This window comes from Streptomyces roseus (assembly GCF_001044425.1).
In the GTDB taxonomy this organism is placed as follows: domain Bacteria; phylum Actinomycetota; class Actinomycetes; order Streptomycetales; family Streptomycetaceae; genus Streptomyces; species Streptomyces roseus.
On record NZ_LFML01000049.1, the window covers coordinates 123,005 to 149,534 of the forward strand.

General features: G+C 71.9%; 25 protein-coding genes. 16 read left to right on the forward strand and 9 right to left on the reverse strand.

Annotation, left to right across the window (positions count from 1 at the left end):
• Positions 1-6: 6 nt before the first annotated feature.
• Together ACS04_RS13165 and ACS04_RS13170 are read left to right on the forward strand one after the other, a co-directional pair.
• A complete protein-coding gene (locus tag ACS04_RS13165; RefSeq protein WP_245236383.1) occupies positions 7-1,314 on the forward strand; it encodes an amidohydrolase family protein in 1,308 nt (435 codons plus the stop codon).
• Entirely contained in the window at positions 1,311-2,534 is a 1,224-nt protein-coding gene (locus tag ACS04_RS13170; RefSeq protein WP_048476745.1) for an amidohydrolase family protein, read from the forward strand. Before ACS04_RS13165 ends, ACS04_RS13170 begins: the two co-directional genes overlap by 4 nt.
• A 22-nt stretch (positions 2,535-2,556) precedes the next feature.
• On the opposite strand, the gene ACS04_RS13175 is transcribed toward ACS04_RS13170, so the two are convergent.
• Positions 2,557-5,616: an NACHT domain-containing protein gene (locus ACS04_RS13175; protein WP_048476746.1), complete on the reverse strand. Its 3,060-nt coding sequence runs from the start codon at positions 5,614-5,616 to the stop codon at positions 2,557-2,559.
• Between the two features lie 113 nt (positions 5,617-5,729).
• Here ACS04_RS13175 and ACS04_RS13180 point away from each other — a divergent pair, with 113 nt between their 5' ends.
• From ACS04_RS13180 to ACS04_RS13190, 3 genes are read left to right on the forward strand one after another with little or no spacing between them, the layout of a single operon-like run.
• Positions 5,730-6,677, forward strand: coding sequence for a sterol desaturase family protein (locus tag ACS04_RS13180; protein ID WP_048476747.1), 948 nt, complete (start codon positions 5,730-5,732; stop codon positions 6,675-6,677).
• Positions 6,674-7,369, forward strand: a complete 696-nt coding sequence (locus ACS04_RS13185; protein WP_053080759.1) for a lysoplasmalogenase — start codon at positions 6,674-6,676, stop codon at positions 7,367-7,369. The genes ACS04_RS13180 and ACS04_RS13185 overlap by 4 nt, the downstream gene beginning before the upstream one ends.
• Before the next feature lie 28 nt (positions 7,370-7,397).
• A complete protein-coding gene (locus ACS04_RS13190; RefSeq protein WP_048476748.1) occupies positions 7,398-8,441 on the forward strand; it encodes a zinc-dependent alcohol dehydrogenase family protein in 1,044 nt (347 codons plus the stop codon).
• Between the two features lie 101 nt (positions 8,442-8,542).
• Here ACS04_RS13190 and ACS04_RS13195 read toward each other — a convergent pair whose 3' ends face one another.
• Positions 8,543-10,099 carry a S8 family peptidase gene (locus ACS04_RS13195; RefSeq protein ID WP_048476749.1) on the reverse strand — a complete coding sequence of 519 codons (1,557 nt, stop codon included), beginning with the start codon at positions 10,097-10,099 and terminating at the stop codon, positions 8,543-8,545.
• A gap of 275 nt (positions 10,100-10,374) precedes the next feature.
• Between ACS04_RS13195 and ACS04_RS13200 the strand changes: the two genes are divergently transcribed.
• The 3 genes from ACS04_RS13200 to moaA all read left to right on the forward strand — a co-directional run bounded on the left by ACS04_RS13200 (position 10,375) and on the right by moaA (position 13,561).
• The gene (locus tag ACS04_RS13200) at positions 10,375-10,740 is read left to right on the forward strand and encodes a DUF485 domain-containing protein (protein ID WP_048476750.1); all 366 of its coding nucleotides are present in this window, start codon (positions 10,375-10,377) and stop codon (positions 10,738-10,740) included.
• Positions 10,737-12,377: a solute symporter family protein gene (locus ACS04_RS13205; RefSeq protein ID WP_048476751.1), complete on the forward strand. Its 1,641-nt coding sequence runs from the start codon at positions 10,737-10,739 to the stop codon at positions 12,375-12,377. Before ACS04_RS13200 ends, ACS04_RS13205 begins: the two co-directional genes overlap by 4 nt.
• A 194-nt stretch (positions 12,378-12,571) precedes the next feature.
• Positions 12,572-13,561 (forward strand): GTP 3',8-cyclase MoaA, encoded by a 990-nt coding sequence (gene moaA / locus ACS04_RS13210; RefSeq protein ID WP_048476752.1) that lies wholly within the window; start codon positions 12,572-12,574, stop codon positions 13,559-13,561.
• Positions 13,562-13,619: 58 nt separating this feature from the next.
• On the opposite strand, the gene ACS04_RS13215 is transcribed toward moaA, so the two are convergent.
• Positions 13,620-13,919, reverse strand: coding sequence for a hypothetical protein (locus ACS04_RS13215; protein WP_048476753.1), 300 nt, complete (start codon positions 13,917-13,919; stop codon positions 13,620-13,622).
• A gap of 146 nt (positions 13,920-14,065) precedes the next feature.
• A complete protein-coding gene (locus tag ACS04_RS13220) occupies positions 14,066-14,398 on the reverse strand; it encodes a DUF3099 domain-containing protein (RefSeq protein WP_048476754.1) in 333 nt (110 codons plus the stop codon).
• A gap of 178 nt (positions 14,399-14,576) precedes the next feature.
• On the opposite strand from ACS04_RS13220, the gene ACS04_RS13225 reads away from it, so the two are divergent.
• Entirely contained in the window at positions 14,577-14,855 is a 279-nt protein-coding gene (locus tag ACS04_RS13225) for a GlsB/YeaQ/YmgE family stress response membrane protein (protein WP_048476755.1), read from the forward strand.
• 80 nt (positions 14,856-14,935) lie between these two features.
• Here ACS04_RS13225 and tyrS read toward each other — a convergent pair whose 3' ends face one another.
• Genes tyrS through ACS04_RS13240 form a run of 3 tightly spaced genes read right to left on the reverse strand, consistent with a single transcriptional unit; the run spans position 14,936 to position 19,180 of the window.
• A complete protein-coding gene (tyrS, locus tag ACS04_RS13230; RefSeq protein WP_048476756.1) occupies positions 14,936-16,201 on the reverse strand; it encodes a tyrosine--tRNA ligase in 1,266 nt (421 codons plus the stop codon).
• Positions 16,202-16,259: 58 nt separating this feature from the next.
• Complete coding sequence (locus tag ACS04_RS13235) at positions 16,260-17,660, reverse strand: metallopeptidase TldD-related protein (RefSeq protein WP_048476757.1); 1,401 nt, start codon at positions 17,658-17,660, stop codon at positions 16,260-16,262.
• Positions 17,657-19,180, reverse strand: coding sequence for a TldD/PmbA family protein (locus ACS04_RS13240; protein WP_048476787.1), 1,524 nt, complete (start codon positions 19,178-19,180; stop codon positions 17,657-17,659). The genes ACS04_RS13235 and ACS04_RS13240 overlap by 4 nt, the downstream gene beginning before the upstream one ends.
• Before the next feature lie 185 nt (positions 19,181-19,365).
• Between ACS04_RS13240 and fabG the strand changes: the two genes are divergently transcribed.
• The 3 genes from fabG to ACS04_RS13255 all read left to right on the forward strand — a co-directional run bounded on the left by fabG (position 19,366) and on the right by ACS04_RS13255 (position 21,515).
• Positions 19,366-20,085: a 3-oxoacyl-[acyl-carrier-protein] reductase gene (gene fabG / locus ACS04_RS13245; protein WP_048476758.1), complete on the forward strand. Its 720-nt coding sequence runs from the start codon at positions 19,366-19,368 to the stop codon at positions 20,083-20,085.
• A gap of 5 nt (positions 20,086-20,090) precedes the next feature.
• A complete protein-coding gene (fabI, locus tag ACS04_RS13250; RefSeq protein WP_048476759.1) occupies positions 20,091-20,861 on the forward strand; it encodes an enoyl-ACP reductase FabI in 771 nt (256 codons plus the stop codon).
• 213 nt (positions 20,862-21,074) lie between these two features.
• Entirely contained in the window at positions 21,075-21,515 is a 441-nt protein-coding gene (locus ACS04_RS13255) for a hypothetical protein (protein ID WP_107438597.1), read from the forward strand.
• Positions 21,516-21,533: 18 nt separating this feature from the next.
• Here ACS04_RS13255 and ACS04_RS13260 read toward each other — a convergent pair whose 3' ends face one another.
• Entirely contained in the window at positions 21,534-22,205 is a 672-nt protein-coding gene (locus ACS04_RS13260) for a FadR/GntR family transcriptional regulator (RefSeq protein WP_048476760.1), read from the reverse strand.
• A 60-nt stretch (positions 22,206-22,265) separates the two neighbouring features.
• Here ACS04_RS13260 and ACS04_RS13265 point away from each other — a divergent pair, with 60 nt between their 5' ends.
• From ACS04_RS13265 to ACS04_RS13275, 4 genes are all read left to right on the forward strand, one after another.
• A complete protein-coding gene (locus tag ACS04_RS13265; RefSeq protein WP_048476761.1) occupies positions 22,266-23,591 on the forward strand; it encodes a CynX/NimT family MFS transporter in 1,326 nt (441 codons plus the stop codon).
• 5 nt (positions 23,592-23,596) lie between these two features.
• On the forward strand, positions 23,597-23,716 hold the full coding sequence (locus ACS04_RS40025; RefSeq protein WP_280920998.1) for an SGM_5486 family transporter-associated protein: 120 nt from the start codon (positions 23,597-23,599) through the stop codon (positions 23,714-23,716).
• Between the two features lie 150 nt (positions 23,717-23,866).
• Positions 23,867-24,067: a hypothetical protein gene (locus ACS04_RS13270; protein WP_048476762.1), complete on the forward strand. Its 201-nt coding sequence runs from the start codon at positions 23,867-23,869 to the stop codon at positions 24,065-24,067.
• A gap of 102 nt (positions 24,068-24,169) precedes the next feature.
• Positions 24,170-24,691: a SixA phosphatase family protein gene (locus ACS04_RS13275; RefSeq protein WP_048476763.1), complete on the forward strand. Its 522-nt coding sequence runs from the start codon at positions 24,170-24,172 to the stop codon at positions 24,689-24,691.
• 97 nt (positions 24,692-24,788) lie between these two features.
• Here ACS04_RS13275 and serB read toward each other — a convergent pair whose 3' ends face one another.
• Positions 24,789-25,988, reverse strand: a complete 1,200-nt coding sequence (gene serB, locus ACS04_RS13280; protein WP_048476764.1) for a phosphoserine phosphatase SerB — start codon at positions 25,986-25,988, stop codon at positions 24,789-24,791.
• Positions 25,989-26,530: the final 542 nt, after the last annotated feature.

Sequence of the window (26,530 nt, forward strand, 5' to 3'; positions counted from 1 at the left end):
TTTGCAGTGAGCGAGAACGTGACCGACAGCAGCACGTACGAGGACCCCTACCTGATCATCTCCTCCGACTGCCACGCGGGACTGCCGACCGAGCGGTACCGCCCCTACCTCGACTCCCGTTTCCACCGCCAGTTCGACGAGTTCCTCGGCCAGCGCGACGCCCGCCGCGCCGAGGCCACCAGGCTCGGCGTCCGCAACGAGGCCTTCGCCGAGAAGTGGTTCCACGATCACGAGGAAGGGCTGCGGGGCGGCTGGGACACCGGGCAGCGGCTCAAGGAACTCGACGGGGACGGGGTCGCCGGCGAGGTGGTCTTCCCCGACGCCGACGCCGTGGACAGCCAGACCGCCGCCCCCTTCGGGGTGGGCCTCGGGCTCTCCGGAGACCAGGACCCCGAGCTCGGCATGGCGGGCGCGCAGGCGCACAACCGCTGGCTGGCGGAGTTCGTCTCCCAGACCCCCGAACGGCACTGCGGGGTCGCCCTGCTGCCCATCACCGGCGAGCCCTCGAAGGTCGTCGCCGAGATACACCGGGCCAAGGAGTCCGGGCTCGGCGCGCTGATGATCCCCGCGATGTGGGTGGACAAGGCGCCCTACCACGACCGCCGCTACGACCCGGTGTGGGCGGCGGCGGCCGAGACGCGGATGCCGATCGTCACCCACTCGGGATCCTCGCCGCGCCACGAGTACGGCGACCACTTGGGCATCTTCGTCTCCGAGGTCACGTGGTGGCCGTCCCGCCCGCTGTGGTTCCTGCTCTGGTCGGGGGTCTTCGAGCGGCACCCGGGGCTGAGGTTCGGCGTCGCCGAGTCGGGCTGCTGGTGGCTGCCGAACCAGCTGTGGTTCATGGACCGGCTCTACCTCGGGGCGCACGGCGGAAAGAAGCTCTCGCCGTTCGAGGAGCTGAGGCGCCCGCCGAGCGAGTACCTGGACCGGCAGGTGTTCATCTGCGCGACGAACACCAAGCGGCGCGAACTCGCCCAGCGCTACGAGATCGGCGTGGACAACATCCTGTGGGGCTCGGACTTCCCGCACCCCGAGGGGACCTGGCCGAACACGCGGACCTGGCTGAAGAACACCTTCCACGACATCCCGGTCGGCGAGACCCGCCGGATGCTGGGGCTGGCGGCGGCGGAGGTCTTCGGCTTCGACACGCAGAAGCTGGCCCCGGTCGCCCGCCGGATCGGCCCGACCCCGGCGGAGCTGGGCCAGCCCGCCGACCAGGCCGCGGTGGAGGCCTCGTGGGCCCGCTCGCGGGAGACGGGCCGCCACTGGCTGACGGGCGAGGACTTCCCGGCGCTGGGGGTGACCCGGTGACGGGGGCGGACCGGTACACGGTCGTCTCGGCGGACTGCCACGCGGGCGCGGACCTGCTGGACTACAAGCCGTACCTGGAGAAGCGGTACCACGAGGAGTTCGACGCCTGGGCCGCCACGTACGTGAACCCGTACGAGGACCTCCTCGCGGACACGGCGGACCGCAACTGGAACTCGGCGCGCCGGCTCGCCGAGCTGGAGGCGGACGGCATCGTGGCGGAGGTGGTCTTCCCGAACACGATCCCGCCGTTCTTCCCGAAGGCCTCGCTGATGGCCCAGCCGCCGACGGCCGGGGAGTACGCGATGCGCTGGGCGGGGCTCCAGGCGCACAACCGCTGGCTGGCGGATTTCTGCGCGGACGCGCCGGGCCGGCGGGCGGGCGTGGTCCAGATCCTCCTCAACGACGTGGACGCGGCGGTCAAGGAGATCCGCCGCACGCGGGAGGCCGGCCTGACGGGCGGCATCCTGCTGCCGGGCGTCCCGCCGGGCTCGACGGTGCCCGAGCTGTACTCGTCGGCGTACGACCCGATCTGGGCGGTGTGCGACGAGCTGGACGTCCCGGTCAACCACCACGGCGGTTCGGCTTCACCGCCGCTCGGCGAGGAACCGGCCGCGCGGGCCGTCTTCATGGTGGAGACGACGTGGTTCTCGCACCGGGCCCTGTGGCACCTGGTCTTCGGCGGCGCCTTCCGCCGCCACCCGGGCCTGAAGCTGGTCCTGACGGAGCAGGGCTCGGGCTGGATCCCGGGCGTGCTCGACATGCTGGACTACTACCACGGCCGCCTGGTCGCGGCCTCGGCGACGGCGGAGTCGAAGTTCGGGGCGGGGCTGGCGGATTCGATGGGCAAGGGCCCGAGCGAGGTGTGGCGGGACAACTGCTTCGTGGGGGCCAGCTTCATGCGCCCGCACGAGGTGCCGCTGCGGGACCGGATCGGCCTCGACAAGATCATGTGGGGCAGCGACTACCCCCACGACGAGGGCACCACCCCGTTCTCCCGCGAGGGCCTCCGCATCGCCTACGCAGGCCTTACGAGGGACGAGGTGGCCGCGATGGTGGGCGGCAACGCGGCTCGCGTCTACGGCTTCGACCTCGCCCTGCTGGACGCGGTCGCGGCCAAGCACGGCCCGACGGTCGCGGAGATCGCGGAGCCCCTGGACACGATCCCCCCGCAGGCCACGAGCCCCGCCTTCGCCCGGGGCGGCTCGGTCCGCATCTGGTAGCCCGCCGGCCCGCTGGGGCGGCTCACGGGAAGTAGGTGAGCCGCTCCGGCGGGATCCGCTCCGTCCCCCCGAAATCGGTGCGGCGGTCGAGCTCCAGCCGCAGGTGCTCCAGCCGAGCCAAGGGGGAGAGGTCCACAGTTCCCGCGCATTCGGCGATCCGCAGCCGGGTCAGACCCGGGAGTTCGAGCAGGGGATCCAGGCCGCCACGGAGTTCGCAGCGAAGCAGCATCAGTTCGGTGAGCTGCCGGAACGGGCGCAGCATCGTGGGGTCGACCCTGGTGGCGAAGCGGATCTGGAGCGAGGTCAGCCCGGTGATCTGCCGGGACACCAGCTGCTCGTACTGGGTGTCCCCGGCGATCGCCAGGGATGTCAGCGAACTCCAGCGCTCCAGGCCGTCGAGGGAGACACCGCGCGCGCCCTGCCACAGGGTCAGCTTGGCCAGACCTTCGGCCGCCGGGATGTCGCCGAGGCGGCGTTCCTTCGGCTCGAAGCCGAGGACCAGCGATCGGAGGCCTGGGATCCCGGCCAGGGCGGCCAGCGACAGCCCCTCCGGCACGTATCCGAATGCCAGACTCGTCGGAGTCAGCTCGGACACCGGATCGATGCTGGTCAGTTGCGGGCAGTCGAAGACGCCGAGGTGACGCAGCGCGAGGTGACCGCTCAGGCGTGAGAGGTCCGTCAGTGCCGGGTTGCCCTGCAGGACCAGCCACTCCAGGTCGGGCCGCCCGATGATCCCGCGCGGGATGGGCCCGAACCAGGTGAGGTGAACGCGGCGGATATGGGGAAGCCGGGTGTAGGCGTCCAGCTGCTTGCGCGTGCGGATGTGCAGGTGCGCCGCGTGCATGGAGGCGTCGGCCAGCACCGCGTCCGCGTAGTCGGTGGTGGGGAACCGCCCCCAGGACTCCGACACTTCGTGGCCCACCTCGTACCGGTCGTCCTGGCGGAACCCCGCGATCACGCGGAGCGCCCGGTCCCCACCCACCAGTGCGGCCGTGCGGACGACCGTCGCGGCCACGGCCTCGCTCAGTCCCGCGGGTGCCGGCAGCAGTTCCAGGACCAGCTCCCCCGCTTTGGCCAGCTCAGCCGCCTCGGCCGGGCTGCGCGGCGGCAGCAGTTCCGCCGTCCGGGCATGGATCTCGCCGTGCACCTGCGCATCCAGTTCCGGGGCGTGTTCCAGGCAGGCCGCCGCCAGCAGGATCAGGCGGTTGCGGGCGCCTTTGACCTTGTCCGCGCGCTTCAGCAGCCCCCGCAGGATGCGGGTCCGTTCGTCCGGCCGGGCGTGGCCCACGGCCATGCGGACCACGTCGTCCCAGGTGTCGTCGTGCGCGTTCTTCACCAGGACCCCGAAGTCCCGCGACTCCACGGCCGCCTTCGCCCCCAGGTAGTCCTGGAAGGTGCGGTGGACGAAGTCCACGGAGCCCCGGACCGGTTCGCGCAGCAGTCCGCTGCGGATCAGCAGGTGGGAGAAGACCTGCTCCGCGCCGGCGCGTACCTGCGGCATCGCGTCCAACCACCCGGCCACCATCTCAACGGCCTCGTCCCGCCCCGCTTCGACCTGGCCGTTCCTGATCAGCCAGTACGCGAACCGCTGCAGCAGCGCGATCTGCTCCTCCCGGGTGAGGTACACGCCCTCGACGCCGAGGATCTCCCGCTCGGTGTCCCTCCGGACCAGCAGCATGTCCAGCGCCGCGTCGTACAGCTCCTTCCGCGCCCGTGGCAGCTGCATCCGGCGGTCCTGGTTCAGCGCGCACAGCAGCGCGCACATCAGCGGGTTCGTCGCCAGCCGGCCGAGGTCGCGGCGGCCGGCGACCGCCTCCAGCAGTGCGGACTCGTACGCGTCCACCTCCTGGCCCCCGGCCCGGGCCGCCGCGTGCCAGTGCCTGACGAAGGCCTGTACGTCCTCCCGCTCCATCGGCAGCAGCGAGTGCGGGGCGAACCCCTGACCGGCGAGCCAGCTCTCCGGGACCGCCGACGGCCGGGTCGTCACCACGTACCGCGCCTTCGGGAACGCGGTGATCAGCGAGCGCAGCCACGCCTCCGTGCGGGTGCGCAGCCGCCGCGGGACCTCGTCCACGCCGTCCACCAGGACCAACGCCCGCCCCGAGGCCATCAGTTCCTCGACCCACCCCGGCGGAGCCGTCAGCGGTACGCCCGATGCCCGCAGGAACTCCTCCGGCAGCGGCAGGGCATCGGCCGACGTGAAGGAGCGCAGGCGCAGCACGAACGGTACGCACGCGCTCCACGGCCCCTCGGCCTGCCGGGCGGCGTTCAGCGCCAGCCACTGCACCAGCGTGCTCTTGCCCGACCCCGCCGGGCCCCGCAGCAGGACCCGGTCGGCCGCGCCGAGTGCCTGCTCCGCCCGGACGGGGGTCTGGTGCGTCCCTGGCCCGCCCGGCATCAGCTCCTGCTCGCCGCTCACCGCGAGGCTGATGTACGCGAGGTCCAGCGGCCATTCCTGGCGCGTCGTACTGGTGGTGACCCCGAACAACAGCATGCGCCCGTGGGCCTCGGCGACGTACCGCGCGTAGCGCTCCTCGAAGGCGTGGGCCGCCCCGTCCGAGCGGTCCGCCAGCCGGTCCAGCGCCCGGCCCAACTCGCCCGTCCGCCGGACCAGTTCCACGTCCGCCCGGGCGCCGAAGGCCGGGAGGGTCGTCACGTACTCCACCGCGTGTGCGCAGCACAGTCGGATCAGGCGCCCGTACAGGGCCCCGGCCGGCGGGCTCAGCCCGGGTGGGGGCGGCGGGAGGGCGGCCGCCAGGGCGCCGGGGTCCAGGTCCGCCGCGAACAGGGAGTCCGGGGTCAGGGCCCCGAGCGCGGCGAAGGCGTCCGCGACGGCGTCCAGCGCCGCCAGGCGCTCGTGCTCCGGCAGTGATCCGCACGCCGGGCCCACGCGGGACGCCAGGGCCTGCGTCAGGCGGCGGATCTCCGGGTCGCCGAGCTGCGCCGGGCGGCGCCAGCGCGGGGCCGGGGCGGCCGGGTCCGCCGCCAGGCCCGCCCCCGGGGACCGGCTCAGCAGGGACTTCACCAGGGCGCCCGCCGCGGTGCCCGCCACCCGTAAGACCACCGTCTCGAAGCCCGTCATCCCCCGCCCTCCCCTTGGCCCGGAGATTATCGCGTGAACCGCCGGTAACCCCGATGGATACCGATCGGTAACAACCCCTGGCGGAGCCCCCGAACCCGCTCTATGGTGCGGGCATGCCGAACCTGCCCGATGTCGTGCTGTGGTCCATACCTGCCTTCGTGCTGCTCACCGTCATCGAGGTGGTGAGCTACCGGCTCCATCCCGACGAGGACGCCGCCGGCTACGACACCAAAGACGCGGCGACCAGCGTCGCCATGGGCATCGGCAGCATCGGCTTCGACCTGCTGTGGAAGATCCCGGTCGTCGCCGTGTTCACGGCGGTCTACGAACTGACCCCGCTGCGCGTGCCGTTCCTGTGGTGGACGGTTCTGCTGATGCTGCTGGTGCAGGACTTCCTCTACTACTGGCAGCACCGGCTCCACCACGTCATCCGCATCCTGTGGGCCTGCCACGTGGTCCACCACAGCAGCCGGAACTTCAACCTCACCACCGCCCTGCGCCAGCCCTGGACCAGCGCCACCACCTGGTGGTTCTACCTGCCGATGGTCGCCGTCGGCGTGCACCCGGCCGCGATCCCCTTCTGCTACGGCATCAACCTCCTCTACCAGTTCTGGGTCCACACCGAGCGCATCGGCAAGCTGCCGCGGCCCTACGAGTACCTCTTCAACACCCCCTCCCACCACCGCGTCCACCACGCCTCCCAGGGCGGCTACCTGGACCGCAACTTCGGGGGGATCCTGATCGTCTGGGACCGCATGTTCGGCTCCTGGGTGGGGGAGACCGACAAGCCGGTCTACGGGCTCACCAAGAACATCGGCACCTACAACCCGCTGCGCGTCGCCACCCACGAGTACGCCGCCATCGCCCGTGACGTCCGCGCCGCCGGCAGCTGGCGCGAGCGCGCCGGACGCGTCTTCCGCGGGCCCGGCTGGCAGCCGGCCCAGACGCAGGCCCCGTCGCAGGCCCAAGCCCAGGCCCAGGCCCCCGCCTCCGCCTCCGCCCCGGCGGCCGGGAGCGCCCCCGCCGCCGAGCCCGCGACCGCCCCGGAGCACGCCGCGTGAGCGACACCGACTCCCGTACGCCGTCCTGGGCCCGCCCCGCGGCGGCCGCCGCCGACGGCTCGGCGGGCCGGATCCCGCTCGCCGCCTTCGCCGTCGCCACGGCCGTCGACCTCGGTTCGCTGCTGGCCGGCTGGCACCTCGGGCACCTCCTCGCGAAGCCGCTGCTGATGCCGCTGCTCGTCGCGTACGTGATCACGCGAAAGGCCCCCCGGCCGCTGATCGCCGCCCTGCTCTTCGGGTGGGGCGGGGACCTGGCCCTGCTCTTCGACGCCGACCCCGCCTTCCTGATCGGCATGGGCTCCTTCGCCGCCGGACACGTCTGCTACCTCGTGCTCTTCGGCCGGGGCAGGACGCACCCGGCGCTCGGCGGCGCGTACGCCCTCGCGCTCATCGGGACCGTCGCCCTGCTCTGGCCGGACCTGCCGGCCGACCTGCGGGTCCCGGTAGCCGGGTACAGCCTGCTGCTCACCGCCATGGCCTACCGCTCCAGCGCCCTCGGCCTGCGCGCCGGCCTCGGCGGGGCGCTGTTCCTGCTCTCCGACACGCTGATCGCCACCGGGGTCGCCGACTGGCCGCAGGCTCCCCGCCCCGACTTCTGGATCATGGCGACGTACGTCGCCGCCCAGTACCTCCTGGCCACTGGAGCACTCGCCCCGCGGCAGGCGTACGGTAGGGAAGTCCTACAAGACTGAACGAACTGATCCGGAGGGCTGCACACCCATGCGCGCCACCGTCATCCACGCCCCGCACGACATCCGCGTGGAGGAGGTGCCCGACGCTGCGATCCAGCGCCCCGAGGACGCCGTCGTCCGCGTGCTGCGTGCCTGCATCTGCGGCAGCGACCTGTGGGCCTACCGCGGCGAGGCCGCGCGCCAGCCCGGCCAGCGCATCGGCCACGAGTTCCTCGGCATCGTCGAGGAGACCGGTTCGGCCGTGTCCGGCCTGAAGGCCGGCGACCTCGTCGTCGCCCCCTTCATGTGGTCCGACGGCACCTGCGACTTCTGCTCCGAGGGCCTGTACACCTCCTGCGTGCACGGCGGTTTCTGGGGCTCGGTCGGCTTCGACGGCGGCCAGGGCGAGGCCGTCCGCGTCCCGCACGCCGACGGCACCCTCGTGAAGCTGCCGGCCGAGGCCGTCTCCGACGACCAGCTGCTGACCGGCCTGCTGGCCCTCTCCGACGTCATGGGCACCGGGCACCACGCGGCCCTCGGCGCGGGCGTCCGCAAGGGCTCCACCGTGGCCGTCGTCGGCGACGGCGCGGTCGGCCTGTGCGGGGTGCTCGCCGCCAAGCGCCTGGGAGCCGAGCGGATCATCGCCCTGGGCCGCCACACCGCCCGTACGGACATCGCCAAGCTCTTCGGGGCCACCGACGTGGTCGCCGAGCGCGGGGAGGCGGCCGAGGCCGCCGTCCGCGAGCTCACCGGCGGCCACGGCGCGCACGCCGTCATCGAGGCCGTCGGCACCGAGCAGTCGATGCGCACCGCCGTGAACATCACCCGCGACGGCGGGGCGATCGGCTACGTCGGCGTCCCGCACGGCAGCGGCACCGGCCTGGACCTCGGCGTGATGTTCGACCGCAACATCGCCCTGCGCGGCGGCGTCGCGCCGGTGCGGGCGTACATCCCGGAGCTGCTGGAGGACGTCCTCAGCGGCGCGATCGACCCGGCGCCCGTCTTCGACCGGGCCGTGTCGCTGGACGAGGTCCCGGACGGCTACCGCGCCATGGACGACCGCAGCGCGCTGAAGGTGCTCATCAAGCCCTGAGCCCGGCGAGCCGTGCTCTGTGACGTACTGAACGACGGCGGGAGGGGCCGGCCCGGGGGAATCCCCCTGGCCGGCCCCTCCCGTATCGGGCGTACGCCCCGCTACTTGACGGCCTTCAGCGCGTCCACCACGCCGTAGCCGTAGTACCCGGTCTGGCCCCACTTGCTCTGGCAGGTGGTGGCGTCGACCAGCGCGCCCGTGGCGTCGTAGATCTTCTCCGGGCAGGCCGTCTTCGTGGCCTGGGCCTTCAGCATGGCCTGGAGCTGCGAGGGCGTGGCCTTCGGGTGCGCGCTCTTGAGCAGTGCCGCCACGCCCGCCACGTGCGGGCCGGCCATCGAGGTGCCCTGCTTGTAGCCGTAGCCGCCGCCCGGCAGCGTCGACAGCACGCGCCCGTTGGCGTCCGGGGTGGCCGGGATCTGCCACTTGTCGCCGCCGGGGGCGGCGACGTCGACCACGCCCAGGCCGAAGCTGGAGTAGTACGACCGCACTCCCTGGTTGCCGGTCGCGCTCACCGTGACCACACCCGGGAGCTGGGTGGGTATGTCCAGGCAGACGTGCGGGTCGATGGTGCGCGGGACCGGGGTGCCGTCGTCCGGGCTGGAGTCGTCGACGATGGCGTTCGACGCCAGGTCGTGGTTGGAGTTGCCCGCCGAGGCCACGCTGAGCACGCCCTTGCGCTCGGCGTACTTGGTCGCCCGGCCGAGGGCCTCCACCAGCGCCTTCTGGTCGTCGTCCGCCTTGCAGTTGTAGAGCCAGGGGTCGACGTAGTAGCTGTTGTTGGTCACCTCGATCCCCTTCTCGGCGGCGAACATGAAGCCGCAGACGACGGCCTCGGTGAAGAACAGGCTGGTGCCCGGCTCGCTCACCTTGATCGCGGCGACCTGCACGCCGGGCGCGACGCCCGCGACGCCGATGCCGTTGCGCGCGGCCGCGATGGTCCCGGCGACGTGCGTGCCGTGGTCGCTGCCGTCGGGGTACGGGCGCCACGCGCCGTCGGTGGTGTCCGCGACCCCGCCGACGCAGTTGGCCGACTGGCTCTTGGAGAAGTTCGGGGCGAGGTCCGGGTGGGTGTCGTCGACACCCGTGTCGATGACGCCCACGGTGACGTCCCGGCTGCCATCGTTGATCTTGTGTGCCTGATCGGCCTTGATCGCCCGCAGGTCCCACTGGTTGGGCTCCAGCGGCTCCTGACCGTCCGTGGCCGCCGCCGCCGCCTTCGCGGCGTCCGCCGCGCCGAGCTTCTGCGTCGTGCCCTCCTCGGTGGTCGCCACCGTCTGGAGGGGGGCCGTCCGGGTGGCGCCGACCGACACGAACAGGCTGCGCTGCGCGCGCAGCTGCTTGGCGAAGTCCGGGTTCTGGGAGTGTGCGACGACGACCCCGATCTGCTCATAGGACGTCACCACCGTTCCACCGGCCCGCTCGACGGCCTTCTTCGCGGCCTTCACCGAGGCGTACGTGGTCAGGTTCGCGACGTACGAGAGCTTGGGGCCGGTGGTGTCGGGCTTGGCCGCGGCCGCCGTACCCGCCGCCGTGCTGCCCAGCGGGGCGGCGGAGGCCGCGACCGAGGGCAGGAAGGCGAGCGAGGCGGTGAGCGCCAGGCCGACCGGAACGGCGAGACGGCCGCGCCATTCAGGGGATCGTGACCCCAGCTGAGCCATGGGTTCTCCACATCATCAGTGAAAGAAGCCGCCCGCGCGGGGTCGCGCCGGACGGCGGGTTCATGACAACCGAACCTAGTGCCGGCGATCGACTTTCCGCCATCAGTTCGACGAAATCAGGTTTCGAAGAATCATCCGAAGAACCAAAGGGTGTTGAACCGTCCCGACGCGCCGTACGTGCCGTTGACAAGGGGGGATCAGCGCCACCGTCCCCCCACACGGAGGTTGTTTTGTCCGTCGTCCCCACCGCACCCGCGTCACAAGGAGAGCCCCCCGTGACCACCGAAGCAGCGCCGCCGCACGGCAGCGCGGGAACGCCCGCGCCGAGCCCCGCGGCAGAGCAGTTCGCAGCCGTCCAGCAGAGCGCCGAGTTCGCCGAACTGCGCAGTTCCTACCGCTCCTTCGCCTTTCCCCTCACCGTGGCCTTCATCGCCTGGTACCTGCTCTACGTCCTCCTGTCCAACTACGCCGGCGGCTTCATGGGGACCAAGCTCTTCGGCAACATCAACGTCGCCCTGGTGTTCGGCCTGGCCCAGTTCGCGACGACGTTCCTCATCGCCTGGCTGTACTCCCGCCACGCCGCCACGAAGCTGGACCCGAAGGCGGCGGCGATCAAGGCGCGGATGGAGGCGGGCGAATGAGCGCCACCCTCCCCGTCCCCCTCGCGGCGGACGTGGCCGCGGGGGCCACCGAGCACCGGCCGCTGATCATCACCCTGTTCGGTCTGTTCGTCGTCGCCACCCTCGTCATCACGATCTGGGCCGGCCGCCAGACCAAGGACGCCGCCGACTTCTACGCGGGCGGCCGGCAGTTCACCGGCTTCCAGAACGGCCTGGCCATCTCCGGCGACTACATGTCCGCCGCGTCCTTCCTCGGCATCGCCGGCGTCATCGCCCTCAAGGGCTACGACGGCTTCCTGTACTCCATCGGCTTCCTGGTCGCCTGGCTGGTGGCCCTGCTGCTGGTCGCCGAGCCGCTGCGCAACTCGGGCCGCTACACCATGGGCGACGTACTCGCCTACCGGATGCGCCAGCGGCCCGTGCGCACCGCCGCGGGCACCTCCACCATCGTGGTCTCGATCTTCTACCTGCTGGCCCAGATGGCGGGCGCCGGCGTGCTGGTCTCCCTCCTCCTCGGGATCACCAGTGACGGCGGTCAGATCGCCATCGTCGCGCTGGTCGGCGTCCTGATGATCCTCTACGTCACCATCGGCGGCATGAAGGGCACCACCTGGGTCCAGATGGTCAAGGCCGTCCTCCTCATCGCGGGCGCGCTGCTGATCACCTTCCTGGTGATGTGGAAGTTCGACTTCAACGTCTCCGACCTGCTGGGCAAAGCGGCCGAGAACAGCGGCAAGGGCTCGTCCTTCCTGGAGCCCGGACTCAAGTACGGCATCACCGGCACCTCCAAGCTGGACTTCATCTCCCTGGGCCTCGCCCTGGTCCTCGGCACCGCCGGCCTGCCGCACATCCTGATCCGCTTCTACACGGTGCCCACCGCCAAGGCCGCCCGTAAGTCGGTGAACTGGGCCATCGGCATCATCGGCGTCTTCTACCTGATGACGATCGCCCTCGGCTTCGGCGCCGCCGCGCTGCTCAGCCCCAAGGAGATCACCGCCTCCAACCCGTCCGGCAACACCGCCGCCCCGCTCCTCGCCCAGGCCGTCGGCGGCGGCGCCGACTCCACCGGCGGCGCGATCCTGCTCGCCGTGATCTCCGCGGTGGCCTTCGCGACGATCCTCGCCGTGGTCGCGGGCCTCACCCTCGCCTCCTCCTCTTCCTTCGCGCACGACATCTACGTCAACGTGATCCGCAAGGGCGAGGCCACCGAGAAGGAAGAGGTACGGGCGGCCCGCTGGTCCACCGTCGTCATCGGCGCCGTCGCCATCGTCCTCGGGGCCCTCGCCCGGGACATCAACATCGCGGGCCTGGTCGCCCTCGCCTTCGCCGTCGCGGCCTCGGCGAACCTGCCGACGATCCTGTACAGCCTCTTCTGGAAGCGCTTCACCACCCAGGGCGCGCTCTGGTCGATCTACGGCGGCCTGATCTCGTCCGTGGTCCTGGTGCTCTTCTCGCCCGTCGTGTCCGGCAACGAGAAGACCTCGATGTTCAAGGGGGTCGACTTCCACTGGTTCCCCCTGGAGAACCCCGGGATCATCTCCATCCCGCTCGGCTTCCTGCTGGGCTGGCTGGGCACGCTCCTGTCCAAGGAGCCGGCCGACCCCCAGAAGTTCGCGGAGCTTGAGGTCCGCTCCCTTACGGGAACGGGCGCGCACTGACACCGTGCACATGTGAGATGGGCCGAGCACGCAACGTGGCCGCGTCGTACTTCTCTACGACGCGGCCACGCCGCGTCTCGTTCATTCGGGCACCCCTACGCGTCATGGCCGTCGCGTAGGCTCGGATACAGCGCCCGGCGTTTACCCGAAGTGGCGCGAACGTCTCTATGGACCGGACAGGGAGGGGGCCCGAAATGCTTCTGGACACCTACGGCCGCGTGGCCACTGACCTGCGCGTCTCGCTCACCGACCGGTGCAATCTGCGCTGCACCTACTGCATGCCCGAGGAGGGCCTGCAGTGGCTCGGCAAGTCCGATCTGCTCTCCGACGAGGAGATCGTCAGGCTGATCCGGATCGCCGTGACCGAGCTCGGGATCACCGAGGTCCGCTTCACCGGCGGCGAGCCGCTGCTGCGCCCCGGCCTGGTCGGGATCGTCGAGCAGTGCGCGGCCCTGGAGCCGCGCCCCCGGATGTCCCTGACCACCAACGGCATCGGCCTCAAGCGCACCGCACAGGCGCTCAAGGCCGCCGGGCTGGACCGGGTAAACGTTTCGCTGGACACCCTGCGGCCCGAGGTCTTCAAGACGCTCACCCGCCGTGACCGCCACCGCGACGTCATCGACGGCATGGCCGCCGCCCGCGAGGCCGGCCTGACCCCCGTCAAGGTCAACGCCGTCCTGATGCCGGGCCTCAACGACGACGAGGCTCCCGACCTGCTCGCCTGGGCCGTGGAGAACGAGTACGAGCTCCGCTTCATCGAGCAGATGCCGCTCGACGCCCAGCACGGCTGGAAGCGCGACGGCATGATCACCGCCGGTGACATCCTCGCCTCGCTGCGCACCCGCTTCACCCTCACCGAGGAGGGCGCCGAGGAGCGGGGCTCCGCCCCGGCCGAGCGCTGGGTCGTCGACGACGGCCCCGCCACCGTCGGCGTCATCGCCTCGGTCACCCGCCCCTTCTGCGGGGCCTGCGACCGTACGAGGCTCACGGCCGACGGCCAGGTCCGTACGTGCCTGTTCGCCACCGAGGAGTCGGACCTGCGCGCCGCGCTGCGCTCCGGGGCCCCGGACGAGGAGATCGCCCGCCTGTGGAAGGTGGCGATGTGGGGCAAGAAGGCCGGGTCCGGACTCGACGACCCGTCCTTCCTCCAGCCCGACCGGCCGATGTCCGCGATCGGCGGCTGACGCCGCCGGCCACGGGTCACCGCGGCCGACGGCAGCCGACCGCGGCCGTCGTCGGCCGTCAAGGGCGCTCCGAGCCCTCCGGCTGCACCCACTCGTCGAGCTTCACGACGTCCTTGAGGAATCCGCGCACCCCCAGGAACCGGGAGAGGTGCTCCCGGTGCTCCTCGCACGCCAGCCACGTCTTGCGGCGCTCGGGCGTGTGCAGCTTCGGGTTGTTCCACGCCAGGACCCAGACGGCCGCCGCGCGGCAGCCCTTGGCCGAGCAGGAGGGCGCGGGCGCGTCGCCGGGCCGGGCGGGGAGAGCGGATTCCGGGGAGCCGGGGGAGCCGGGGGAGCTGAAGGAGTCAGGGGAGTTCACGCCTCAACCCTACAAACCCCTGTCACGGAAGGGCGACGCCGAGCAGCCACGGGGGGAGCTGCCCGGCGTCGGTCCGTCGCTCCGACGGGGGATGCGGAGCGCGTAGGCAGTATGTCACGCAGGACCCGGTGCGGTGCACCGGAACTTCATGATTGATCTGAGCTTTTCTTGAGGTTTCCCGTATCCAGTGCCGGACGCACAGGTGACGGGATGAAGTGCGAGGGCAGCGAGGGGGTCGACTCGCGCCCCGCGTTGGCGATGACCACGGCCACGTACGGCAGCAGCCCGCCGGCGATGAGCGTCACGATCGCCACGTGACGCTCCACGTTCCACAGGATCACCGTCGCGAGCACCGAGAGCGTCCTGATCACCATGGAGACGACGTACCGGCGCTGCCGTCCCCGCACGTCCTCGTGGAGGCTCATCCGGGCCCCGGTGATCCGGAAGACCTGGGCCCCGTTCCGCTTCTTCCGCTCCATGCTCCACCGCCCGATTCGCCTGCCGGACACTCCCGGTCCGGACCCTCCCACCGTACGCCGCCCGCTCCGCGGGGAGGAGAGGGGGTGTGCCCCGAATGGGGCTGTCCGGAATGCGCAGTACGCCGTACGGGTCGAAACTGGGCCCACATGCGCACAACGCGCCACGAGGAGGCTCGACATGTCATGGTTGTGGGCGATCATCGTCGGTTTCGTGCTGGGGCTCATCGCCCGGGCCGTCCTGCCGGGCAAGCAGTTCCAGCCCCTCTGGCTGACCACCCTGTTCGGCATCGCCGGCGGCATCCTCGGCAACGCCGTCGCGGTGTGGATCGGAGTGGGGGAGACCAAGGGCATCGACTGGACCCGGCACCTGCTGCAGCTCGCCGGAGCGGTGCTGATCGTGGCTCTCGGTGAGATGGTCTACAAGTCGCTCAAGGGCGGCAGCAAGCAGATGACCTGAGGGGCGCATGACGCGGGGGCCGCTGCGGACGAGTCGTCCGCAGCGGCCCCCGCGTCATGCCGGGCGCCGGGCCCCGGGCGTCAGCCCGTGACCTCGACCGCCGCCAGGTTCTTCTTGCCGCGGCGCAGCACCAGCCAGCGCCCGTGCAGCAGCTCCTCCTTGGCGGGTACCGCGTCCTCGGCCGTGACCTTCGCGTTGTTCACGTAGGCCCCGCCCTCCTTCACGGTCCGCCGGCCGGCGGACTTGCTCGCCACCAGCCCGGTCTCCGCGAGCAGGTCCACCACCAGGCCGGGCTCGGCGACCCGTACGTGCGGCAGCTCGGACAGGGCCGCGGCCAGCGTGGCCTCGTCCAGGTCCGCCAGCTCGCCCTGGCCGAACAGCGCCTTCGACGCGGCGATCACGGCCGCGCACTGGTCGGCGCCGTGCACCAGGGTGGTGAGCTCCTCGGCCAGCGCCCGCTGGGCGGCGCGCGCCTGCGGCCGCTCGGCGGTCTGCGCCTCCAGCTCCTCCAGCTCCTCGCGGGACTTGAAGGACAGGATCCGCATGTAGGTGGAGATGTCCCGGTCGTCCACGTTCAGCCAGAACTGGTAGAACGCGTACGGGGTGGTCATCTCCGGGTCGAGCCAGACGGCCCCGCCCTCGGTCTTGCCGAACTTGGTGCCGTCCGCCTTGACCATCAGCGGGGTCGCCAGCGCGTGCACCTCGGCGTGCGGCTCCAGGCGGTGGATCAGGTCGAGACCGGCGGTCAGGTTGCCCCACTGGTCGGACCCGCCCTGCTGGAGGGTGCAGCCGTAGCGCCGGTAGAGCTCCAGGAAGTCCATGCCCTGGAGCAGCTGGTAGCTGAACTCGGTGTAGCTGATGCCCTGGTCGGACTCCAGCCGCTTGGCGACCGAGTCCTTCGTCAGCATCTTGTTGACGCGGAAGTGCTTGCCGATGTCCCGCAGGAACTCGATGGCGGACATGCCCGCCGTCCAGTCCAGGTTGTTCACCATGACCGCGGCGTTCTCGCCCTCGAAGGACAGGTACGGCTCGATCTGGCCGCGCAGTCGGTTCACCCAGTTCGCGATCGTCTCCGGGTCGTTCAGCGTCCGCTCCGCGGTCGGCCGCGGGTCGCCGATCTGACCGGTGGCCCCGCCGACCAGCGCCAGCGGCCGGTGCCCGGCCTGCTGGAGCCGGCGTACGGTCAGCACCTGCACGAGGTGTCCCACGTGCAGGGAGGCCGCCGTCGGGTCGAAGCCGCAATAGAAGGTGACCGGACCGTCCGCGAACGCCTTGCGCAGCGCTTCTTCGTCGGTGGACTGGGCGAAGAGCCCGCGCCACTTCAGTTCGTCGACGATGTCCGTCACGGTCTCTCGACTCCTTCACATGGGGAAATGCGTCACGCCAAGGGCTCAGTCTAGGTGGTCACACACCCTTGCTGACCGAGCTCATGTTGAAATCGGGGATCCTCAGCGCGGGCATCGCGGCCCGCGTGAACCAGTCGCTCCACTCGCGCGGCAGGGTCTTCTCGGTCCGCCCCGCCTCCGAGGCCCGCGACAGCAGGTCCACCGGCGACTCGTTGAAGCGGAAGTTGTTGACCTCGCCGACGACCTGCCCGTTCTCCACCAGGTAGACCCCGTCCCGGGTCAGGCCCGTGAGCAGCAGCGTCGCCGGGTCGACCTCGCGGATGTACCAGAGGCAGGTCAGCAGCAGACCCCGCTCGGTGGCGGCCACCATCTCCTCCAGCGAGCGGTCGCCGCCGCCGTCCAGGATGAGGTTCCCGAAGCCCGGCGCGACCGGCATGCCGGTCATGGCGGCGCTGTGCCGGGTCGTGGTCAGCCGGGCCAGCTCGCCCTCGCGGATCCACTCGGTGGCCGGGACCGGCAGCCCGTTGTCGAAGACCGAGGCGTCGTCGCCCGAGCTGTGCGCGATCACGAACGGCGCGGACTCCAGGCCCGGCGCGTTCGGGTCGCTGCGCAGGGTCAGCGGCAGCCGCGACAGCTTCTCGCCGAGCCGGGTGCCGCCGCCGGGCTTGGAGAAGACCGTACGGCCCTCCACCGCGTCCCGGGCCGCCGCGGACCACATCTGGTAGATCAGGAGGTCGGCCACGGCCGTCGGCGGCAGCAGGGTCTCGTACCGGCCCGCGGGCAGGTCGATCTTCCGCTCGGCCCAGCCCAGCCGTACGGCGAGCTCGGCGTCCAGCACCGTCGGGTCCACGTCCTTGAAGTCCCGGGTGGAGCGGCCGGCCCAGGCCGAGAGCAACCGGCCATCGGCAGTGGCAGCGGACTTGGCGTTGAGCTCCAGGGTGCCGTTCGGCTGGTCGTGGCGCAGCCGCAGGCCGGTCGAGGCGCCGACGTACGTGGAGACCAGCTCGTGGTTGGCGAAGCCGTACAGCTCGCGGCCGCCCGCGCGGGCCCGGGCGAAGGCCTCGCCGAGGGCCGGGGCGAAGTCCGCGAACACCGCCGAGGAGGTCTCGGCGGGCGCTTCGGTGAAGTCCGGCGAGGCCGGGGTGCCGGTGACCAGCGGCCGGGCGTCCTCGGCGGGGCCGGCGCCGCGGGCGGCCGCCTCGGCGGCGCGGACCAGCGGCTCCAGGTCCTCGGCGGTCACGGCGGAGCGCGACACGACCCCCGAGGCCGTGCCCTCCTTGCCGTCGACGGTGGCGACGACCGTCAGGGTCCGGCCGCGGGTGACTCCGTTGGTGGTGAGCGCGTTGCCCGCCCAGCGCAGGTTGGCGGTCGACTGCTCGTCGGCGATGACGACGCAGCCGTCGGCGGTGGACAGCTCCAGCGCGCGCTCGACGATCTCGTGGGGACTCGTACGGCTCATCGGCCGGCCTCCTGCGTGGTGTTCAGGATGTTCACGTCGCGGAACAGCGCGGAGGGGCAGCCGTGCGAGACGGCCGCGACCTGGCCCGGCTGGGCCTTGCCGCAGTTGAAGGCGCCGCCCAGCACGTACGTCTGCGGGCCGCCGACCTTCTCCATCGAGCCCCAGAAGTCGGTGGTCGTGGCCTGGTAGGCGACGTCGCGCAGCTGCCCGGCCAGCCGGCCGTTCTCGATCCGGAAGAACCGCTGCCCGGTGAACTGGAAGTTGTAGCGCTGCATGTCGATCGACCAGGAGCGGTCGCCGACGACGTAGATGCCGCGCTCCACCCCGCCGATCAGGTCCTCGGTGGACAGTCCGCCCGGATCGGGCTGGAGCGAGACGTTCGCCATCCGCTGCACGGGCACGTGCCCGGGGGAGTCGGCGAAGGCGCAGCCGTTGGAGCGGCCGAGATCGGTGAGCTTCGCGATCCGCCGGTCCAGCTGGTAGCCGACCAGCGTGCCGTCCTTGACCAGGTCCCAGCTCTGCGCCTGGACGCCCTCGTCGTCGAAGCCGACGGTGGCGAGCCCGTGCTCGGCGGTGCGGTCACCGGTCACGTTCATGATCGGGGAGCCGTACTTGAGCTTGCCCAGCTGGTCGAAGGTGGCGAAGGAGGTCCCCGCGTACGCCGCCTCGTAGCCCAGCGCCCGGTCGAGCTCGGTGGCGTGGCCGATGGACTCGTGGATGGTCAGCCACAGGTTGGACGGGTCCACGACGAGGTCGTAGCGCCCGGCCTCGACGCTCGGCGCCCGCATCTTCTCGGCGAGCAGCCCGGGGATCTGCTCCAGCTCGGCGTCCCAGTCCCAGCCGGTGCCGGTCAGGTACTCCCAGCCGCGGCCGGCCGGCGGGGCGATGGTGCGCATCGAGTCGAACTCGCCGGTGGTCGCGTCCACCGCCACCGCGGTGAGCTGCGGGTGGATCCGCACGCGCTGCTGGGTGGTCATGGTGCCGGCGGTGTCGGCGTAGAACTTGTTCTCGTGGACGGCGAGCAGCGAGGCGTCGACGTGCGCGACCCCGTCGGCGGCCAGCAGCCGCGAGCTCCAGTCGGCGAGCAGGTCCGCCTTCTGCGCGTCCGGCACCTCGAACGGGTTCACGTCGTACGCGGAGATCCACGTCTTGTCGGCGTGCACCGGCTCGTCGGCGAGCTCCACCCGCTCCTTCGATCCCGCCGCCTTGATGACCTGCGCGGACAGCTTCGCCATCGCCACGGCCTGCGAGGCCACCTTCGCGGCGCCGTCCATGGTCAGGTCGACGCCGGAGGCGAATCCCCAGCTGCCCCCGTGCACCACGCGGACCGCGTACCCGAGGTCGGTGGTGTCGGAACTGCCGGACGGCTTGGCGTCCCGCAGCCGCCAGGAGGCGCTGCGGATCCGTTCGAGCCGGAAGTCGGCATGGTCGCAGCCCAGCGCGCGGGCCCGGGCGAGCGCCGCGTCGGCGAGCGCCCGCAAGGGCAGCGCGGTGAAGGCCGCGTCGATGGAATGGGGCACGGTGGTCCTCCCGGGGTCGGGGCTGGTCGCCTCGATCATGTCGCGCCCGGGGCTCTCGTGCCTACACCTTTCTGTAGGGACTCGACAGACCCCGTACCGAGGCCCTGTGGGAGATCGATTCTGCGTGCGGGGGGCCCGGCCTATAGGTTTCTGGTACTCAGACCGCTAGTCGAAAGGGTGATCCGTTGAGCCGCTCGGTTCTCGTCACCGGAGGAAACCGGGGCATCGGCCTCGCCATCGCCCGAGCCTTCGCACAGGCCGGCGACAAGGTCGCGATCACGTACCGGTCGGGTGAGCCGCCGCAGGAGCTCACCGCGCTCGGCGTCCTGGCGGTCCGCTGCGACATCACCGACTCCGAGCAGGTGGAGCAGGCCTACAAGGAGATCGAGGACGCGCACGGCGCCGTCGAGGTGCTGGTGGCCAACGCCGGCATCACCAAGGACACGCTGCTCATGCGCATGTCCGAGGACGACTTCGCCTCCGTCGTCGACACCAACCTCACCGGCACCTTCCGGGTGGTCAAGCGCGCGAACCGCGGCATGCTCCGTGCCAAGAAGGGCCGCGTCGTCCTGATCTCCTCGGTCGTCGGGCTCCTCGGCTCGGCCGGCCAGGCCAACTACGCCGCCTCCAAGGCCGCGCTGGTCGGCTTCGCCCGCTCGCTCGCCCGTGAGCTCGGCTCGCGCAACATCACCTTCAACGTCGTGGCCCCCGGCTTCGTGGACACCGACATGACGAAGGTGCTCACCGACGAGCAGCGCGCCGGCATCGTCGGCCAGGTGCCGCTCGGCCGCTACGCGCAGCCCGAGGAGATCGCGGCGGCCGTGAGCTTCCTGGCGTCCGACGACGCCGCGTACATCACAGGAGCCGTCATTCCCGTTGACGGCGGATTGGGCATGGGTCACTGATCACCATGAGCGGAATTCTCGACGGCAAGCGCATCCTCATCACCGGGGTGCTGATGGAGTCGTCCATCGCCTTCCACACCGCCAAGCTGGCCCAGGAGCAGGGCGCCGAGGTCATCCTCACGGCGTTCCCGCGGCCGACGCTGACGGAGCGCATCGCCAAGAAGCTGCCGAAGCCGGTCAAGGTGATCGAGCTCGACGTCACCAACGACGAGCACCTGGCCCGCCTGGAGGGCCTCGTCCGCGAGGAGCTCGGGGGCCTCGACGGGGTCGTGCACTCCATCGGCTTCGCCCCGCAGGACGCCCTCGGCGGCAACTTCCTCAACACCCCGTTCGAGTCGGTCGCGACGGCCATGCACGTCTCGGCGTTCTCGCTGAAGTCGCTGACCATGGCGTGCAAGCCGCTGTTCCCGGCGGAGGGCGCGGCCGTCGTGGGCCTGACCTTCGACGCGCAGTACGCCTGGCCGCAGTACGACTGGATGGGCCCGGCCAAGGCCGCGCTGGAGGCCACCAGCCGCTACCTCGCCCGTGACCTGGGCAAGGAGAACATCCGCTGCAACCTGGTCTCGGCCGGTCCGATCGGCTCGATGGCCGCGAAGTCCATCCCGGGCTTCTCGGAGCTGGCGGACGTGTGGAACTCCCGCTCGATGCTGGAGTGGGACATGAGCGACCCGGAGCCGGCGGGCAAGGGCGTCGTCGCCCTGCTGTCGGACTGGTTCCCGAAGACCACCGGCGAGATCGTCCACGTGGACGGCGGCCTGCACGCGATGGGTGCCTGAGCGGCACCGGTACGTCCGTACGGCGGCGGCCGCGTCTTCCTTCCGGAAGGCGCGGCCGTCGCCGTTCGCCCCGGTGGGCGCGGGGGACCGGGCCGGACGCTCGATCAGATGTCCGCCCTCCGACCGGATCTTCCCGAGTCGAAAACCGGGACAGATGCCTGCAAACTGACCGAGTCGGGATCTTCCCGGCTCGTGCGGGGAGGAGGTACGCGGGTGCGCGCGAGGCGGAGCCGAGCGGTATCGCTGCTGATCACCTCGGTGGTCCTGACCGGATTCCTGGTCCCCGGCGCCGACGCGCGCCAAGAGGGGGAGCAGGCGCTGCCGGAGCCGGGGGCGGCAGCCGTCGTGGAGCCCGCGGCCGTGGACCTCGACGAGATCCCCGCGGAGCCGCCCGTACGGCCCCCGCCGCCCGCACCCCGGGAGCTCTTCGGCGCCGACTGCGACACGGTGATCGAGGGCTCGCTGGCCACGGCCACGTGCCAGAACGGCTATCCGGAGACCGACCTGCTGCGCCTGCACGTGGAGTGCGACCGCTGGTGGGACGTGGACACGGACAGCGCCGCCGTCTCCCTGTCGCCGGCCGGGCGGACCGAGCTCACCGGCCGCTGCTGGAAAGAGGTCCGCTCGGCCTGGGTCACCCACCAGCGGCCCTGACCCGCGCCCCCGCGCGGGCTACTTCCCGCCGAGGCAGACGTAGGGGTAGCCCGCCGCCTCCGAGGCCGCCGTGTCCCCGTCCCCGCGCCGGACCGCCTCGATCAGGCGGGCGTGGTCCAGGTGCGCCGCCGGATCCAGCTCCGTGCCCACGTCCGTGCGCAGCCAGTCGGCGACCAGGTCCCCGAGGTCCGCGTAGAGCTCGATGAGCACCTCGTTGTGCGAGGCCGCCACCACCGCCATGTGCAGGGCGACGTCCGCCGCGATGAACCGCTCCGCCTCCCCGCTCGCCCAGGCCTCCTCGCGCCGCGCCAGCAGCGCGTCCAGCTGCCCCATGTCCCGCTCGGTGCGCCGCTCCGCCGCCAGCCGGGCCGCCGCGGACTCCAGCGTCGAGCGGAGCTCCGCGATGTGCCGCGGGTCGGCGCCCGCGAAGCGGCGGTGCATCACCCCGGCCAGCTCGCTGGTGGCGATGACGTAGGTCCCCGAGCCCTGCCGGATGTCCAGCAGCCCGTTGTGCGCCAGCGCCCGTACGGCCTCCCTGACGGTGTTGCGGGCGACGCCCAGCAGCTCCACCAACTCCGGCTCGGTGGGGATGCGGGCCCCTACGGGCCATTCGCCGGACGTGATCTGGTTCCGGAGCTGGGCGATCACCTGATCGACCAGCGCGGAGCGCCGGGGCGAGGTCAGCGGCATACGGACGGGTTCCTCTCCGAGATTGGACAACCAATCATCCCATGATTCTATGATGGTGTAATGCCCGACGAAGAAATACGGACCCTGAACCGGCCGGACGCCGCGCCCGCCATACCGGCGCCGACCCGTTCCGCAGACCCCGCGAGCGCCCGGAAGCCGTCGCAGCCGAAGCCGGAGCCCGCGTGGCTCGGGCCGGTCCTCATCGTCGGCATCGTGCTGGCCGCCCTCAACCTGCGGCCCGCCATCACCAGCCTCGGAGCCCTCTTCGAGGAGGTCCGCACGGGCCTCGGCATGAGCGGCACCGTGGCCGGACTCATCACCTCCGTCCCCGCCCTCTGCTTCGCCGTCTTCGGCGTCACCGCGCCCCGGCTCTCCCGCCGCTTCGGCCCCGCCGCCGTCGTCTGTGCCGGCATGGCCGCCGTCGCCACGGGCCTGCTGATCCGGCCCTTCACGCACGGGGCCGCCGGCTTCCTCGCCGCCAGCGCCCTGACCCTGGCCGGCATAGCCCTGACCAACGTGCTGCTCCCGGTCATCGTCAAGCGCTGGTTCCCGGACCGCGTGGGCACCATGACCGGCCTGTACTCCATGGCCCTGGCCCTCGGCACCTCGCTCGCCGCCGCCGCGACCGTCCCGATGACCTCCGCCCTCGGCGGCAGCTGGCGTGCGGGTCTGCTGGTCTGGGCCGTGCTCGCGCTGGTCGCCGTACTGCCCTGGCTGCCCGTCGCGGCGGCCGCCCGGCGGGAGAAGCGGGCCGCCGCCGGCCGCCCGGGCGTGAGCGTACGGGCGGACGCGGGCCCGAAGATCGTCCGCAGCCGTACCGCCTGGGCCCTGGCCTGCTACTTCGGCCTCCAGGCCACGGGCGCCTACATCACCATGGGCTGGCTGCCGCAGATCTTCCGCGACGCAGGGGTCTCCGCCTCCACCGCCGGCGTCCTGCTCGCCGTCACGATGGTCATGGGCGTCCCGCTCGCCTTCGTGATCCCCAACCTGGCCGGCCGGATGCGGAACCAGGGGGCCATCGCCGTCACCCTCGGCCTCTTCGGCCTCGTCGGGTACACCGGCCTCTACCTCGCGCCCGCCGCCGGAGCCTGGGCCTGGGCCCTCCTGCTCGGCGTCTCCAACTGCGCCTTCCCCCTCGTCATCACGATGATCGGGCTGCGCGCCAAGTCCCCGGCCGGCGTGGTCAAGCTGTCCGCCTTCGCCCAGAGCGTCGGCTACCTGATCTCCATCCCCGGACCGCTCCTCGTCGGCGCGCTCTACCAGCACAGCGGCGGCTGGGACCTGCCGCTCACCCTCATGGCGGCCCTGCTGGTCCCGCAGATCGCGCTGGGCGTCCTGGCCGGCCGGGACCGCACGATCGAGGACGAATGCGGCATGCGAGACTGAGCGGCATGTCGCCCGTACTCGAACCGAACCCGCAGAACAGCCACAAGAAGCTCGGCCTGGTGCTGGGCGCGATGCTGGTCGTGACCGTGATCATCTCCGTCCTCGCCTCCGTCGTCTCCCCCTGACAGGCCGCAGGGGTAGGGGTAACCCCCCCACCCCCTAGGGGGCCAGGGTCAGGGTCGACTGGGGTGTGTCCCGGATGGGCACCGCGCCTTCGAATCCTTAGATTCGAAGAGAGCGAGCCAGTCCCACCCCGCGTACCCACGGAGGCGGCCATGTCGGCCCCCACGCACACCCCCGGTCCCCGAGTCCACGGCGCGAGCACCCGCCTGCACTGGTGGGCGCTGGCCCTGCCGGCGCTCGCCTTCGGCCTGCTGCTGCTCCTCCTCGCCGGCTCCGGCCAAGCCCACGCCGCCACCGGCGAAGCCTCCGCGATCGTCCAGGTCACCGAGCAGATACTGCGCGTCGTCGGCTGACCGGGGCGCGCTCCCGGCCACGCGGCCGAGCCCCGCGTCCGCCTCCCGCCAAGCCCCCAACACCCTGCGCCCGATGGCCCGATTCATGCGAAGCTGGGAGCCATGAGCGCCGACACACCCCGCAGGATCGTCCTCCTCCGGCACGCCAAGGCCGACTGGCCCCAGGTGGCCGACCACGACCGCCCGCTGGCGGAACGCGGCCGCAAGGAGGCACCGGCCGCCGGGCTGAAGCTGGCCGAGACCGGCATCGCCTTCGACCTGGCCCTCTGCTCCACCGCCGTCCGCACCCGCGAGACCTGGAAACTGGCCGTCCACGAGATGCCGCACCGGCCGCGCACCTCGTACGAGGAACGGCTGTACGACGCCTCCCTGGGCGAGCTCATCGCCCTGCTGAACGAGACGTCCGACGAGGTCGAGAACCTCCTCGTCATCGGCCACAACCCGGGCATGCACGCGCTGGCCGACGCCCTCTCCGGGAGCGCCGAGGGCGACGCCGCGGTCCGGATGAGCCGCACCGGCTTCCCGACCGCGGCCTTCGCCGTCGTCTCCTTCACCGGCTCCTGGAAGACCGTGGAGCACGGGGTGGGCACGCTGCTGGACTTCTGGACGCCCGAGGACCACTGAGCACGCCACCGCGCACGGCAAGGCGTACGCGGAGGGAACGAGGGCGGGCCCCGGCGCGATCGATCCGCCGGGGCCCGCCCTCCTCACGTGCGCGCCATCAGGTCAGGCCGGCGGCCTCGACCTCTTCCCGGGTGATCCCGAGCAGGAACAGCACCGCGTCCAGGAACGGCACGTTCACCGCCGTGTGCGCGGCCTCGCGCACCACCGGCTTGGCGTTGAACGCCACGCCCAGCCCGGCCGCGTTCAGCATGTCCAGGTCGTTGGCGCCGTCGCCGATGGCCACCGTCTGGGCCAGCGGCACGCCGGCCTCCGCGGCGAAGCGGCGCAGCAGCCGCGCCTTGCCCGCCCGGTCCACGATCTCGCCGGTGACCCGGCCGGTCAGCCGCCCGTCGACGATCTCCAGGGTGTTGGCCGAGGCGAAGTCCAGGCCCAGTCGCTCCTGCAGATCGTCCGTCACCTGCGTGAACCCGCCGGAGACCACGCCCACCTGGTAGCCGAGCTGCTTGAGGGTGCGGATCAGGGTCCGGGCGCCCGGCGTGAGCCGCACCTCGGAGCGGACCTTGTCCACGACCGAGGCGTCCAGTCCGGCCAGCAGCTTCACGCGGGCGTGCAGCGACTGCTCGAAGTCCAGCTCGCCGCGCATGGCCCGCTCGGTCACCTCGGCGACCTCCGCCTCGCAGCCCGCGTGCGCGGCGAACAGCTCGATGACCTCGTCCTGGATCAGGGTCGAGTCCACGTCCATGACGACGAGGCGCTGGGCGCGGCGGTGCAGCCCCGCCGAGACCACGGCCACGTCCACGCCGATGTGGGAGGCGGAGGTGGCCAGCTCGGTGCGCAGCGGCCCGGTCTCCACGCCGGAGACGGCGAACTCGACCGCCGTCACCGGGTACTTGGCGAGCCTGAAGATGCGGTCGATGTTGCCGCCGGTCGCGGTGATCCGGGAGGCGATGGCCGCCGTGGACTCGGCGGTCAGGGGATTCCCGAGCACGGTGACATGGGAACGGCCGCTGCCGCGCGGCCGGTTGTCGCCGGTGCCGGAGAGGATCTCGGCCTGGAGCTTCAGCGAGTCGGCCCAGCTGTGGACCGTGGCCCGCAGCTCGCCTTCGCCGCCGGAGGCGGGCCTGGTGACGAGGGCGCACAGGACGATGCGGCCACGGGTGACGACCTGCTCGATGTCGACGACGTCGACGGAGTAGGCGGCGAGGGTGTCGAACAGCCCGGCGGTGATCCCGGGACGGTCCTTGCCGAAGATCTTGACGAGGAGGGTGGGGACGTCGGAGGTCTGCGAAGCGCTCATGGTGCCCTCACCGTATCTTCCCGTCCCACATGCTCGGACCCCTGTCCCACCTGCCGGAACCATTTTCCGGCGCAGCGCCCTCCGCCGCCGTGCGTGGCAGGCGCACGGGGGGTGGCGGGGCGGTGGAGGCGGGGTGAATGCGGGCCGACTGCGAGGTGTCCGGAGCGCCCGGAACGAGCTGGTGGCCGAGCGTGTTCGATTCGGTACGGAACGTTCCCCGCCGCCGCCTCAGCCCGGCGGGCCCACGGGTGGCGGCGGGGAAGGGGGCGGTGGGGTGAACGGCGGGCGCGGGCCCGGCGCCGGGCGCCGGGAGGGCCTGCGGGGCAGCGAGGTGATCGTGACGTCCCAGGAGCCGTCCGGCTCGCCGTCGGGAAACCGCCGCGGCTCGTCGCCCGGACGGGGGTACGGGTGCGGCCGCCCCGGCGGGGTCCGGTACGCGAGGGTGGGCGCGCCGGGGCCGGACCGCCGACCCCTCCCCGCGCGGCCCCCCGCACTGGCGCCGGCAGCGGCGGACGCCGCCGCCCCGCAGCCAGAGCCCCCGC